Here is a 13,255-nt window from a genome sequence, read left to right as displayed (position 1 = left end):
GCCGCTAGACCTCCCCGGAACGCGTGCGTATCGCCAGATAGGTGATGTCGTCGGACTGTTCCGCCTCGCCGACGAAGTCTTCAAGATCCGCCATCAGGCCACCGACCCAGTCGGCCACGCTGCCATCCGCCTTCTGAAGGCGTTCGGCGACAACCTGCAGCCGATCTTCGCCATAGGCCTCGTTCTCGCTATTGAAGGCCTCGGTGATGCCGTCGGTAAAGACCAGCAGCGTTTCGCCCGGCTGCACCTCCAGACTTTCATTGGTGAAGCCCACGTCGTCCATGACGGCCAGCGCCATGTCGCCGGTGGACGGCAGATAGCGGCTCTTGCCGGCGTCATCCACCAGAAGCGGCGGATTGTGCCCGGCGTTCACATAGTCCAGGCGGCCCGTGCGGATGTTGATGATGGCATAGAACAAGGTCACGAATAGCATCTGCTCGTTCTCGCTGGCCAGCAGGTCGTTGACGCTCTTCACGCAGCGCGCGGGATCGCGCTCGTAACGCGCCGTGGCACGCAGAAGGGTGCGCGAGATCGCCATGAAGAGGGCTGCCGGCACCCCCTTGCCCGAGACATCGCCCACCATCAGGGCATAGCTGTCTTCCGTGATCTGGAAGAAGTCGAAGAAGTCGCCACCCACTTCCTTGGCCGGCGTCATGCCGCCCTGCACCTCGGCTCCAGGCAATTTCGGGAAGTCGGTGGGCACCAGCGCCAGCTGCACGCGCCGGGCAATGTCCAGCTCCTGCTGGATACCGGCCAGCTTGGTCTTGGTGATCAGCGCATCGCGCAACTCGGCAATCAGGTCGTTCAGGCGCTGATGCTGTTCCGTGACGCGGCGCGAGAGCAGCTGCAGCACGTTGGCCAGGAAGACCAGGTCGTGATCCTGGGCCGCGCTGTCGGCCAGGCCCTTGGTGTCCTGAGCCTGGTCGGCATTTTCAAGGATCTCCATGATCTCATTGCGGGAATCGGAATCCAGGGCGCCTGCCAATTCCTGCAGGCGGGTGCGGATCAGGCGCTCCTGTCGGCGGCGCTGGCGCTCACGCTGCAAGCGCAGGTCACTCAAGCTCTGCAGGCTGCGCCGCAACTGCCCGATGGCAATGCCGATGCGATGGATCTCGTCGCCGCCTGCCTGGCCCTGTCCATCCCGCTGGTCCTGTCGGGCCAGGGCGTTCAGCGTATCGATGGACTGCTCCAGGGGCCGGAAGGAGCTGCGCAGATAGAGATGCATCCCCAGCGCCGTCAACAGAAGGAAGGCCAAACCACCCAGCAGGGTCATCAACTCGATGCTGCGCAGACGGGACAGGGGCGCCGTCGCATCGCGCAGGGTCACCAACAGTCCGGCCTGCCCTTCATTCAGGTCTTCCACCGGCACACTGCTGAGGGAATAGAGACTGTTGCCCGCCGGCAGAGTCTCCATACTGGCCTGGCGCAGCGGCAATTCCGGTTCCAGCCGGTCCCACAGCTCCGCATCGCTGCCGATCACCATGCGCCCGCGCGGATTCACCAGATAAGCCGGTGCCTCCAGGGTTCGGGAGAAGGACTGTAACAAATTCTCCGCGTTGCTGCCCAGCGTCACCACGAGGGACTCTTCTTCATCGCCGGTATCTGCCGAAAGCGGGAAGGCATGAACGACCAGGAAGCGATCACTGCGATCCTGCCAGAGACCGCTGAGAGTTGTACCGGCTGCGACCTCGGCCAGGCTGGTCAGGTCCAGGACACGCCCGGCATTGACCTCCATGCGATTGGAATGGACCACACTGCCATCCGCGGCGGCGACCTCAACCACATCAGGGGCCAGGCCGCTTTGCCGCAATACGGCGCGCAAGGCCAGTCCGGTTTCCGAGCGTGTCCCCTCGGCCGCTGCCATGGCCAGGCGCCGATCCGACTGGAGGGGGGCCTGCAGTTCAGCCAGCCTGGCGCTTTCACGTCCGACAAGCTGCTGCCACAGGGCCTCCTGCCCGGTCAGAGCAACCTCGGTGAATCGGGCCTGGCTTTCGCGTTCGCGCAGGTCGGCCGCCCACAGAAGTCCCAGGGCCAGGATGACCAGCCCCACCAGGAAGATCAGGGAAATGCGTGTGCGCAACAGCATCACAGCCTCCCCTCTGGATCGACCGATCCGCCCAGTTCCGGCGCCTCCTTGCGAAAACGACGCGCGCGCTCCAAGGGTTCCATGACCGCGGAAACCGGTTCCGTCAGGCTTTCGTCGAAATCAATGGCCCGCAGTCCAGCGGCCTGCTGCCAGACCAGGTAATAGCGTGCGTTCACACGGCCCTTCAGCTCACGCAGGGCCGACAGGGTCAAATCGCTGGGCAGGCCCCTGTGCCTGGGCTCGGCGCCCGTGAAGTCGCCTTGACTGACAGCATCCAGTTCCTGCTCAAGCTCCGCTTCCGCAGCCTGTTGCGGGCGCCAGGTCAGCAACCAACCGGCCAACGTCGCCAGGCCGGCCGCCACCAGGGCCGCCAGTAACAGGCTCTGGCTCAAGGGGCCCAGCGCCTGGTCCAGTTCTCCCGGCTGACGAGCCAAAAGCAGTTCGCCCTGCTGCTGACCGTTGGCCCGCAAGGGCAGCGTCATGACCTCATCACTTTCCAGGGCCTCTGAGGCCCCGGCACCCGCGACCGCCTGGCCGTCTTGGCGCACCTCAACGGCAGCCACGACAGGCAGGCGTTCGCGTGTTTCGGACAGATAGCTCTCCAAATCGGGAATGGCCGACAGGGGAATGCCATAGGACAACGCCTGTCCGATCTCGCGCGTCATGACATCGCCCATGGCCCTTTGGGAGGCCGCGCGCTCGCTGGCCAACTCTCGCTCCATGTGAGCGAGGCCCAGCCAGATCACCGGCAGGCCGGCCAGAATTACCAGCAGGAAGACCAGGCCAATGGCCGCAGCCCGCCAGCCGCGCCGAGTCGCAAGAATACGCTGAATCCGGCTGTGAATCCGGCTGTCAGAGGCCATCGCCAACCTCCTCCAGCCGACGGCCGGCCGCATGCAGGCTTTCCAGCGCCTGCTCGCTCTCGCGCTTCGCGCGCGCCGCCTTGTGCTCCAGGTCCGTTCCCGGGGGCTGCACCGCGTCTCCGCCGTGCAAGCGGACCGCTGCCTGACGGAAACGCCAGGACTCACGACGCGTCAGCCAAACAGACAGCAGGATGGCAAGCACAGCCGCCAAGGGCACAATCCAGAGCGCGTGCAGGATCAGCGCGCGCTGCAGACCGCTGGCGCGCGCCTCCATCTGCTGCGCCGAGGTGACACTGACGATCTGTGCCACGCTTTCACCCAGGTCATTCCGGATCGGCAGCCCCAGGAGCATCTCGCCCCGGCTGTCATGGGTCCAGCGCCCCTCGGTATCGGCCTCGGCGATGGCTTCCAGCCAGGCCGATGGCACCGGCTCACCGATCACGCCGCGGTCCGTGCTGTAGAGCGAAATGCCATTTGGCGTGAAGATGTCCAGTGCCAGAAGGGTCGGGTCATTGCGCCGGGCTTCCTCGATCAAGTCCTGCGCCGGCGTGATTTCGTCGATGGGAAACCCCAGCTGCAGGTTCGCTTCGATGTCGGCACGCAGGTTGTCCAGCTGGAACTCCAGCCGCGCTTCCTGCTGGCTGCGCGAAAGCTGGGAAAGCAGTGTCTGGGTCACGGCGAAGATCACGGCCAGGCCCAGCAACACCGACAGGACGAGTATCAGGCCCTGGCGCAGTTCAAGTCGCATGCTGTCCCCCACGTCCCGTTGGAAGGTTTGTCCCGCTGTGCCGACCGGATCGAATCATGCCTGCCCACTTCCCCTCTTGTCCTTCAATGCTCGAACTGCAGCACCAGATTGGCGCGGCCCTTCCGCTCGAACGCACGCACACGATCGGCCAGGCGCATGATCATCGTCGAGGAGACCTGCATCATGCTGGCGTCCAGGGCTGCATCGTCCTCATCCTCCAGCAATGCTTCCAGGTCCACCGGCCCGCCTTGGCCCAGCTTGAGCTTCCGGCCTTCATAGGACAGGGCGCAGACCACGTCGACCTCATCGAAGCGCACCGTCAGTGTCACGGGCCCCGCGACGACCTCAGCGCCCTGCAGGGCCTCAACGGCCTCGCCGATTGCCAGACCGGCGCGCCGGATGACCTCTTCGCGTGCCCCCCAGATCTTGCCGTGATGCTCCAGGAACTCCGCTATCTCCGAGCCGGGGTGATCGTTCTCCAGAACGGTGTGTGCCGTTTTCTTGATGCCGATGCGGAACAGCAGGTTCAACCCGATGGCGCAAAGCGAACCCACCATCAAGGCGGAGCCGACGATCGTCTCGCTCCAGTCCGGCGCCTGCTCGGTGATGCGTGGCAGGATCAACAGCGACATGCCGACCACGATCGACAGGCCGGCCGTGAAACTGCGCTTCATGTCGAGCATGCGCGAAAAGATGAGCTGCATCCCGGAAACGATCAGGAAAGCGGCCGTATAGATCAGGACACCACCCACCACAGGCTCCGGCGTCAGCACAACCAGTGTGGCAATCGCAGGAATGAATGCCAGCACCATCATGATGGTGCCCGTCATGAGGGACACATAGCGCGACATGACCCCACTGGCGTGCGCCAGGCCGACATGTGCACTGGAAGCACCCCCTGAAATCAGGCCCGCAGCACCCAGCAGCATATTCTGGAAACAGTTGGTCATGACCGACCGCGAGACCAGGTTCATGTCCGCGCGCCGCCATTTCTTGTTGTTCAGCTTGTCGATGGTTAGGCTGACCGCCAACTGGTCCATGGCACCGAACAGCTCGACAACAAGGAAGGCCAGGATAGCCATGGGCACGAGCTCCGGCATCGGCAAGCTGACGCTCTGCCAGGGCAGGGCCAGGGGGGCCTGCTCCTCCAGCCGTTCCAGGGCCTGGAAATCGAACAGGCCCAGCCATAGACTGAGCAGGCTGCCGATCACCGTCCCGATCAGCACCGCCATGATGCGAAATCGCATCGACCCCCAGACCGAGGCTGCGATAATGCCGACCAGGGTCCCGAGCGCCACAAGGGCCTGGGCGCCGGAGACCTCAGTCCCCTCATTCAGGCCGACGCTGCGCGATACGCCGCTGGACACCAGTTCCATGCCCAGCAGCAGGATGACGACACCGATGACTTCAGGCGGGAAGTAGGCGCGCAGACGCGGCAGGTAGGGCGCCAGGAGCATCAGGATCAGGTTGGCAGCGATGATCGCCCCCATCGCCGCACCAAGGCCATGGAGACTGGCAATGGTGACATAGGTCGCAAGCGGCACAGGACTGAGAATGCTGACAAGGGGCACACCGGGCGTAATACGGCTGCGCAGCCCCTGCAAGAAGGTCCCGAGCCCCAGGATCAACAGGCTGCTGCTGACAAAGGAAATGGTCTCCGCATATCCCAGATCCAGCGCCGCCGCGGCCAGCAGGGCATAGACCATCAGCATCAAGGCCAGAAGGCTGTGCTGGCCGGCAACGGCAAGCAGGACCTTCACGGGTGGCCTGTCGTTCAGCCTGTAGATGATTTCCTCTGGCTGGACGCGCTCGGGTTCCGGCGGCGGCGTGAGCAGCCATTTCAGGATACCTGCCATCACGCCCCCTGCCCATCACAGGGTCGCTTCACCGGCCCGGACAACGGCACGCAGAGGCAGCCCTCAGTGTTCGAAGTGCAGAACAACCCTTGCCGTCCCTCCTCGTTCAAAGGCGCGCACCCGGTCCGCCAATCGGGTGATCATCGTCGAGGAGACCTGCATCATGCTGGCCTCCAGAGCCGTATCGTCCTCATCCTCCAGGAGCGCATCCAGGTCCACCTGCCCCCCTTGGTTCAAAGTGAGCATCTGTCCCTGGTAGGAAAGGGAACAGACAACATCGACTTCATCGAAATGAACGGTCAGTGTAACCGGACCCTTCACGGCCTGGGCATCCCGCAGGATCTCGATGACTTCTCCGACAGCCAGGCCGGCACGCCGGATAACCTCCTCCCGCGCGCCCCAGACCTTGCCGTGATGCTCCAGGAACTCCGAGATTTCCGCGCCAGGATGATCGCTTTCCAGCTCTGTGCGCGCCGTCTTCTTGATGCCGATGCGAAACAGGATATTCAGGCCAACTGCACAGAGTGAACCCACGATCAGACCCGATTCCAGTATCGTCCGGCTCCATTCCGGCGCATCCTCCGCCAGGTTCGGCAGGATCAGCAGGGATGAACCGATGACGATGGACAGGCCCACCGTGAAGCTGCGCTTCATGTCCAGCATGCGCGACAGGATCAGCTCCATGCCGGCAACGATCATGAAGGCCGCCGTATAGACCAGGATGCCGCCAACAACCGGCTCAGGCGTCAGCACCACCAGGCCGGCAATCACCGGCAGGAAGGCAATGAGCATCATCATGATCCCGGCAACAAAGGCAACGTGACGCGACATCACTCCGCTGGCATGTGCCAGGCCTATGTTGGCCGAGGAGGAGCAACAGGACGTCAGGCCCGCGGCTCCGTGCAGGATATTGCTGACAAAGATGGTCAGGGCCGAGCGCGAGACCAGGAACATGTCGGCGCGGCGCCATTTCCTGTTGCTGATCTTGTCGATGGTCAGGCTGCTTGCCATCTGCTCCATGGCCCCCATGAGCTCGACAAGCAGATAAGGCAGGATGGCCATGGGCACGAATTCCGGCATCGGCAGGTCCAGGCCAACCAACGGAACGGCAAAGAAGGCCTGCCCGGAAATCGTGGCCAGGCTATCGGAATCGATGAATCCCAGAAATCCGGACAGCAGGACACCAATCACGGCGCCCAGCAGGACCGCCATGATGCGCAACCGCGTGGATCCCCAGACCGAAGCCACGATGATGCCCGCCAGTGTCCCCAGCGCCACCAGAAGAGCATCCAGGGAAACCTCCGTGCCGCTGCTCAAGCCCACGCTGCGGGACACGCCTCCGGAGATCAGCTCGATCCCGAGCATCAGGACAATCACGCCAATGACCTCGGGGGGGAAAAAGGCGCGCAGGCGCGGCAGGTAGGGAACCAGGAAGATCAGCAGGACATTCGAGACGATGATCGCCCCCATGGCCGCGCCAAGGCCGTACAGCGAAACAGTCGCGATGTAAGTGGCCAGCTGGACCGGACTGGGTATGTTGATCAGTGGCACACCCGGTGTCAGCCGCGTGCGCAACCCCATCAGGATGGCGCTGATCCCCAGCACGAACAGGGTGCTGGTGGCAAAAGTCATTGTTCCCGCTGCATCCATGCCGGTGGAGCGCGCCGCCACGACGGCGTAGATCAGCAGCATCATGACCAGGAGGGTGTGCTGAAAGCCGATCACCAGCAGGATATTGAGAGGCGGCCGCTCCTCGAATCCGTAGAGAAGCTCCTCGGGTTTTTCACGTAGCTGTCCCACGGGCCGCGCGCGCAACCATCTCAACGCATTCTGCAGCACCCTATTCCCCCCGAATCATGAACCGTCGGACTACCCCCACCGAGGATTACGATTCCTATTGAAGGGCGTCGCAAGCCGCCTTGCTGCTTGGATGGATCGAGAAGATGGAGGTGAAGCCACTGATGTCGAAAACCTCCTGGACCTGGGGTTTCAGTCCTCCCAGAGCCAAATTGTGACTGTTCGACTTGGCGATCTTGGCGGCCTTCAGCAGGACCCGGAGACCAGCGGAGCTGATGTAGTCCACATGCTCCAGGTCCACCACCAGGGCCGGCTGCTCCTGCATGCGCTCGCAGATCACATCCTCGAACTGCTTCGAGGTATTGCTGTCCAACCGTCCGCTCACCGCCATGACATGCACGTTCTTGTTACTGTACTCGTTGATATCCACGACCTGCTCCTTTCAGCCTGTCTCGACCGGTTTGACGAATGTCAGATGATTTCGGCCATCCTTGCGCTGGTAATCCTGATCCCGGGTCATCTTCCTCAGGAAATGGATGCCCAGCCCTCCGATCCCCCGCTCCTCCACCGGAGAGGTGGTGTCGGCCGCATCGACCCCCAGAGGATTGAAGGCCTTGGCATCGTCCACCACCTGCGCCCGGATTCCCTCGGATCCGGATTCCAGGGTGATTGTGATCTGATGCACGGCATCGTCGTCATAGCCATAGGACACGATATTCGTGAAGAGTTCTTCCAGAACCAGGTTCAACTGCAGGGCATCCGCCTGCGCGATGCCCTCGGCTTCGCAGAAGCGTTCCACCTCTGCTTCCAGGCGATCCAGGTTCGAGAGGCTATTCTCCAGCGTGATCTTCACGTTGCCCCCGTTTTCCCGCGATGACCTCCTCTGCGGACGTCGCCCCCTCCATCGAGGCGCACGCCTGCTGCCCGTCCATGATCGCGTCACCCCCCGAATGCTTCTCGTCATGGTAATAGCATCGCCGCGCGCGTGAACCAAAGCCCGTCAGCACCCGATTGGGATTGAGGCCCAGAGCATGGCCTACCGCATTGATGTCCTGTTGCGGCCCGACAATCTGAACCATCGCACCACGCTGCGGATATCCGACGGGCAGGGCCGAGACATCCACCGTGCTGAGCGTCATGGCCTCGCTGCCCAGGAAATCCAGAGCCTGCGTGCCCAGGAAAGCGCGACAGGTCTGGGAAAAGCGTTCCGGCAAGCCGTCGGCATAGCCGATGCCCAGGGTCGCCACACGCAAGGCCTGCTCCAGGCGCGGACCGCCATAGCTGACGGCCTGGCCGGCCGCGATCTCGCGCACCGAAAGCACAGGGGCTTCAACCGTGACCACCGGCGCGCAGTGATAGTTCGTCAGCGTCGCGCTATGCACGCCATAGAGCGCACTGCCCGCCCGTGCCATGTCCAGGTGCCAATTGGCATCGTGATAGACGAATGACGAGGTAGCCGCACTCAAGGGCGCCTCGGGCAACAGCTTAGCAAGCGCCTTCAAGCTTGAAAGCTGCGTGGCATTGACCGGATTGGCCGGCTGCTCGAAATCGCGCAGGGTCGTCATGACCATGACCAGGGAGATCCGCTCCAGCAGATCGTGCCTTTCCGCAAGCCTGCGCAGCTCCGCCTCGGGCATGCCCGTGCGGGCCAGACCCGTGTCCAGGTTCAGGACCAGGGGGAAGGGCCTTTCGCCGGCGCCGAAACGCGCACAGGCCTCAAGCTCCTCCGGTTGATCAATAACCGGGATCAGGCCGGCGTCCGCATAGTCCGATGGCGAACGGGCAAAGAGGCCCTCCATCACAAGGATGCGCCTGTCCTTCGGCAGGCAGGCGCGCAGGCGCAGCCCCTCCTCGTAATCGTCGACCCAGAAACTGCGGCACCCGGCCCCGGACAGGGCCCTGCCGACCGCGTCCAGCCCCAGGCCATAGGCATCACGCTTAACCACCGCGGAAACCTCGCAGTTCACCGCCTGCGCACAGAGGGACCGATAGTTCCTCACCAGGGCGGACAGGTCGATATGAACTACGGCGCGGGCCGCTGCTGGCCGGCGGGTGAGCGCCTGGCTGTCCGGACTTGCCGACATCAGGGACATGGGCGGAACTCCAGCCGGCGTGCACCCTGGTCGGAATCCACAAGCCTTGCACCCCGCCAGCCCTCGGCCAGCAGTTCCTTCTGGCCCTCCAGGTCCTGCAACTCCCGCAGGGCCGGTACAGCCTCTTCCAGAGGATGGATCTCGTCGCGCACCAGGGTGTAGCGCAGACGCCCGCCATACCGTAGACCCAGCCTGGCGATCTGCAAGCCGGCATTGATCAGGCTGATCCAGCTGGCCGCATTGCCGGGCGCCGCCGTGGCAAACAGGCGGTCAAGGCCCAGGGAGCTCGCCAGGTGCAGGCGTTCGACCGATAGCGCCTGCTGCAGGTTGCGGCCGCGCCACTCCGGGGCGACAGCGGAGCCGCAGAGCTTGGCAACGCCCTCGGTCCGTCCGTCGGTCCAGATCAGATTTGCCAGGTCATCGGCCTCCAGCTCTGTCTGGATCAGGGCATAGGCCACCAGACTGTCCTCGGAATCGAATGCGCCAATGCCGCTGCCACCTGGCCCCAGGACTTCATGAAAGAATTCCGGGTTCTCGGGCCTGACCCACTGCGGATCGGCAATGGCCTGCAAGGCGTGCCGATGCAGGGCCAGTACGGTATCGGCATCGGCCGGGCCCAAGCGACGGGTCGTCAATCCTTCGGCCTGCAGGGCACCGGCCGCTGACGTCATGTCAGAACCTCGGCGTAGTTCAGCATGGCCAATGGTGGATAGAGCTCCAGCTCCTTGGCCACCTGCATGTTGATGATCAACGAGAAGCGGCTGAGGGTTTCCGCCGGAATCCCGGCGATATCCGCATCATCGCGCAAGACCGCAATCGCCTTGGACGCCGCCAGCTGTCCCACCGAGTAGTAGCGGCTGACCAGCCCGACCAGGGCGCCCCCTTCGCGCACGGCCAGCTCGGCCGCACCAAAGGTGGGCAGGCCGGCCTGCAAGGCGGCGGGCGAGACACGATCATAGATCGTTCCCAGGAAGGTGTCCGGCAGGTAATAGAGCCAGTCGGCGCCCTGGTCCTTCAGGCTCTGCACCAGATCCTCGACGCCCTCGGCCGTGGGGCGCCCGCGGTCATCCTCCACAAAGGGCTGGGCCAGCAGGGTGAACCCCATCTCCTCGGCCAGTTTCTCCAGGTCCTGGACAATGACCACGGAGTTTTCCTCGTTCCGGCTATAGAGCACGCCCAGGCGCTCAAAGGGGCGGTAGGCCTGCATGGCACGCAGCTGCGTCTCCGGCGGCACCACGTGAATGGCGCCCGTGACATTGCGATCCGGCGCCGTGCGTTCGGGAATGATGCCGGACTGGACCGGGGCCGAGACCAGGGCAAAGACGATGGGAATATCGCGGATATGCTGCTCCGGCGTGTCGCTGTCATGGCGGCCCGCTATGCCCAGGGTCACCGAGGTGCCCCAGGTGTAGACCAGGTCCGGCTGCAACGCGCGAATTTCCTCGACCAACTCCGGCAGGCGGTCGTTGTCGCGGTCGATATCGCGGCGGGTGAAGTCGGCATCCAGGCCCTGGGCTTCCAGGTAATCGAAGAAGCCGCGCTCCACATCGGTCTCACCGCGATAGGTGACCATGTAGATATGTGGACGTTGCTGTGCGCGGGCGGATCCGTTGCCCGCGATCATGGCGCCCAGCGTTCCGGCGCCGGCCAGTTTCAGGGCACGGCGGCGCGTCATCCCGCCATCGATCAGGCAGAGATGCCAGTCGCTGTGCGCACTATCCTTCATGCTGGCCTCCCCGAAAGAATCGCCGCCCCGCAGGACGCGACAAACGCCTTGGTAGCATAAGCCTTTCCTGGGTCACAAAAAACCCTTTAAGATGACATACGATGGGCGGCCAGGAAGGACAGGCCGCCCAGCACGGAGATGCCCCCCAGAACCAGGACTGTCGGGACGAAGCCGACGCTGACCAGCAACAGGCCGGCCAGGATCGGTCCGATGGCACTGCCACTGCGCTCGAGCAAGCGATACAAACCATAGGCTGCATCCTCGTCGAGCTTCTCGCCACGACTGGCGGCAAGCTGTCCGACCAGGCTGGCCTGTGGCGTGATCAGCATGGCCTGGGCCACCCCGAAGACCAGCAGCAGCAGTGCAATGGCCAGTTCATGGCTGCCGCCCAGCACGATCAGGCTTGCCAGTCCGGTCAGGAGTTGTCCGCCCACCACATAGGGCAGGGCGCGATTGTCGCGGCTGGCCAGGCGCGAGAACAGCGGGACCAGCAGCACCGTCGCCACGGGATAGATCATCTGTAGCCGCCCGATCTCGGCCTCACTGGCACCGACGGACAACAGATGCACGGGCACCAGGTAAAAGCAGAGCGCCGTCAGCACCAGCTTGGCCGGCAATGCGCACCCCACAAGCAGGGTCATGAACACAGGCGTGCCCAGAAGGCGCCGCCAGCGCCCGCGCGCCTTCGCCCCCCGGGAGGCAGATTCCTCCTTCGCCTTCCTCGCCTCATCCCGCGGCAGGCCGGCCAGGCACAGCCAGAAGCTGAGGAGTGTCAGCGCGGCAATGACCCAGAGGGCCGCCACCGAGCCCAGCCGATCGGATAGCAGGCCGCCCAGTGGCGGTCCGCAGAGGGCAGCCACCATGATGGCCCCCACCATGACTGTCATGCCAAGTGTGCGCGATCGCCCTTCGGTCCGGTCGATAATGAAGCCCTGCGAGGCGGCGAAGACCAGGGCGAAACCGACGGCGACCAGGGCGAAGGCCAGGGAGAAGCTTATGAAGCCAGGAGACAGCGCCCCCAACCCATAGCCGACGACGGCCACGGCCGCGCCGGCCAGGAAGGACGGCCGCCGCCCCCAGCGCGCCGTCATCAGCGAAAGGGGAATCTGTAGGGCGGCCACCACTGCCATGAACAGTCCCAGGGTCAGGCTGACGGCAAATTCCGGCGAAATCCAAGCAAGCCCCGCCGCCAAGCGCTCCACATGCGCAGGCAGGAAGGGCCGCGTCATCTCGTGCGCGAACATGAAGAAGAACAGGGGCGGACGAATGGCCTGTGCCCGCTCTGCTCCCGCACTGGTTCGTGCCGCCAGGCCAAAGCTTTCTGCCAGGCGGTTCAGACGGGCGGCAAGCTGGCTGTCACCGCGAATACGCTGGCGGATTTCCTGATGGCGCCGATGCAGCCGCCCCAGCTCGCTATCGATGCGCGAAACGTAATGGCCGGGGGTTCCGCTGGGCGCGCTGTCCTCCTCGGGAACCGGGGGGTGGGACCGCAGGTCACCCCGGGACAGAGCCTGAAGCCGGCTTTCCAGTCCATCCAGGCTTGCCGCCATCCGCCGCCCGAAGATCAGGCTGTAAAGCTCCAGTCCGATCAGCACGGTGATCAACAGGATGATGCCCAGGTTGATCCAGAGGTCACGTACCAGGCGCTGGGTAAAGCGCTCGTCCACGGTCACCATCACCCGGGCAACGACGCTGCCACCCTGAAGCACCGGTGCAGTGGCCTGTGTTTCAAAGTCCCTTGAGCGGCCGCTGGATATCCTGAAGTCGTCGCCACCATCACGCGCTTCCAGTGCTATGGCGGCAAAGGCCTGGCTGTCCTCCAGGCGTTCGCTGAAAGACTCCTCGACGCCCACCAGTTCGCGCAGAGGAACGCCCAGCTCCAGGGCGCCTTCGACCTGACGTGCGAGCGATTGGGCCGTGATTTCGGCACTCTGCTTGACCTCAGGCAGCAGCAGGCGCTCGCCCACCTGGACCGAAACCAGCGTCACCGATGTATAGCCAAGCGCCAGAACAGCCACGAGCAGCAGGGCGATCTGGGTGCGGATCCCCACCGCTTGAGCGCGCAGCCTGGACACTCCCGGCATAG

General features: G+C 64.1%; 11 protein-coding genes. All 11 read right to left on the bottom strand.

Annotated elements, in window-relative coordinates; all coding sequences use genetic code 11:
- Window positions 1-4 precede the first annotated feature (4 nt).
- Window positions 5-2,086, bottom strand: coding sequence for a PP2C family protein-serine/threonine phosphatase (locus tag BP38_RS21645; RefSeq protein ID WP_051609006.1), 2,082 nt, complete (start codon window positions 2,084-2,086; stop codon window positions 5-7).
- Window positions 2,086-2,949, bottom strand: a complete 864-nt coding sequence (locus BP38_RS0105530; RefSeq protein ID WP_026986919.1) for a hypothetical protein — start codon at window positions 2,947-2,949, stop codon at window positions 2,086-2,088. Before BP38_RS0105530 ends, BP38_RS21645 begins: the two co-directional genes overlap by 1 nt.
- Complete coding sequence (locus tag BP38_RS0105525) at window positions 2,939-3,697, bottom strand: hypothetical protein (RefSeq protein WP_026986918.1); 759 nt, start codon at window positions 3,695-3,697, stop codon at window positions 2,939-2,941. Before BP38_RS0105525 ends, BP38_RS0105530 begins: the two co-directional genes overlap by 11 nt.
- Window positions 3,698-3,780: 83 nt before the next feature.
- Complete coding sequence (locus BP38_RS0105520; protein ID WP_026986917.1) at window positions 3,781-5,553, bottom strand: solute carrier family 23 protein; 1,773 nt, start codon at window positions 5,551-5,553, stop codon at window positions 3,781-3,783.
- A 63-nt stretch (window positions 5,554-5,616) separates the two neighbouring features.
- Window positions 5,617-7,392 carry a uracil-xanthine permease family protein gene (locus tag BP38_RS0105515; RefSeq protein ID WP_155992215.1) on the bottom strand — a complete coding sequence of 592 codons (1,776 nt, stop codon included), beginning with the start codon at window positions 7,390-7,392 and terminating at the stop codon, window positions 5,617-5,619.
- Between the two features lie 55 nt (window positions 7,393-7,447).
- On the bottom strand, window positions 7,448-7,780 hold the full coding sequence (locus BP38_RS19215; RefSeq protein WP_035723660.1) for an STAS domain-containing protein: 333 nt from the start codon (window positions 7,778-7,780) through the stop codon (window positions 7,448-7,450).
- Between the two features lie 12 nt (window positions 7,781-7,792).
- Window positions 7,793-8,203 (bottom strand): ATP-binding protein, encoded by a 411-nt coding sequence (locus tag BP38_RS0105505; RefSeq protein ID WP_026986915.1) that lies wholly within the window; start codon window positions 8,201-8,203, stop codon window positions 7,793-7,795.
- The gene (locus tag BP38_RS19210; RefSeq protein ID WP_051609005.1) at window positions 8,181-9,443 is read right to left on the bottom strand and encodes an alanine racemase; all 1,263 of its coding nucleotides are present in this window, start codon (window positions 9,441-9,443) and stop codon (window positions 8,181-8,183) included. Before BP38_RS19210 ends, BP38_RS0105505 begins: the two co-directional genes overlap by 23 nt.
- Window positions 9,434-10,114, bottom strand: a complete 681-nt coding sequence (locus BP38_RS0105495; RefSeq protein WP_026986914.1) for a GNAT family N-acetyltransferase — start codon at window positions 10,112-10,114, stop codon at window positions 9,434-9,436. Before BP38_RS0105495 ends, BP38_RS19210 begins: the two co-directional genes overlap by 10 nt.
- Window positions 10,111-11,169: an ABC transporter substrate-binding protein gene (locus tag BP38_RS0105490; protein WP_051609004.1), complete on the bottom strand. Its 1,059-nt coding sequence runs from the start codon at window positions 11,167-11,169 to the stop codon at window positions 10,111-10,113. Before BP38_RS0105490 ends, BP38_RS0105495 begins: the two co-directional genes overlap by 4 nt.
- A gap of 86 nt (window positions 11,170-11,255) precedes the next feature.
- Window positions 11,256-13,253, bottom strand: a complete 1,998-nt coding sequence (locus BP38_RS0105485) for an MFS transporter (protein WP_026986912.1) — start codon at window positions 13,251-13,253, stop codon at window positions 11,256-11,258.
- Window positions 13,254-13,255: the final 2 nt, after the last annotated feature.

It is taken from the genome of Fodinicurvata fenggangensis DSM 21160 (assembly GCF_000686045.1).
GTDB classification, from domain to species: domain Bacteria; phylum Pseudomonadota; class Alphaproteobacteria; order Kiloniellales; family DSM-21159; genus Fodinicurvata; species Fodinicurvata fenggangensis.
Note: the sequence above shows the minus strand (reverse complement) of the source record. Positions and strands in the feature narration are given on the sequence as shown.

What these genes read in the sequence shown, in the direction of transcription:
- BP38_RS21645 (WP_051609006.1), bottom strand. Translation starts at nt 2,086, where the DNA reads ATGCTGTTGCGCACACGCATTTCCCTGATCTTCCTGGTGGGGCTGGTC.
- BP38_RS0105530 (WP_026986919.1), bottom strand. Translation starts at nt 2,949, where the DNA reads ATGGCCTCTGACAGCCGGATTCACAGCCGGATTCAGCGTATTCTTGCG.
- BP38_RS0105525 (WP_026986918.1), bottom strand. Translation starts at nt 3,697, where the DNA reads ATGCGACTTGAACTGCGCCAGGGCCTGATACTCGTCCTGTCGGTGTTG.
- BP38_RS0105520 (WP_026986917.1), bottom strand. Translation starts at nt 5,553, where the DNA reads ATGGCAGGTATCCTGAAATGGCTGCTCACGCCGCCGCCGGAACCCGAG.
- BP38_RS19210 (WP_051609005.1), bottom strand. Translation starts at nt 9,443, where the DNA reads ATGTCCCTGATGTCGGCAAGTCCGGACAGCCAGGCGCTCACCCGCCGG.
- BP38_RS0105495 (WP_026986914.1), bottom strand. Translation starts at nt 10,114, where the DNA reads ATGACGTCAGCGGCCGGTGCCCTGCAGGCCGAAGGATTGACGACCCGT.
- BP38_RS0105490 (WP_051609004.1), bottom strand. Translation starts at nt 11,169, where the DNA reads ATGAAGGATAGTGCGCACAGCGACTGGCATCTCTGCCTGATCGATGGC.
- BP38_RS0105485 (WP_026986912.1), bottom strand. Translation starts at nt 13,253, where the DNA reads ATGCCGGGAGTGTCCAGGCTGCGCGCTCAAGCGGTGGGGATCCGCACC.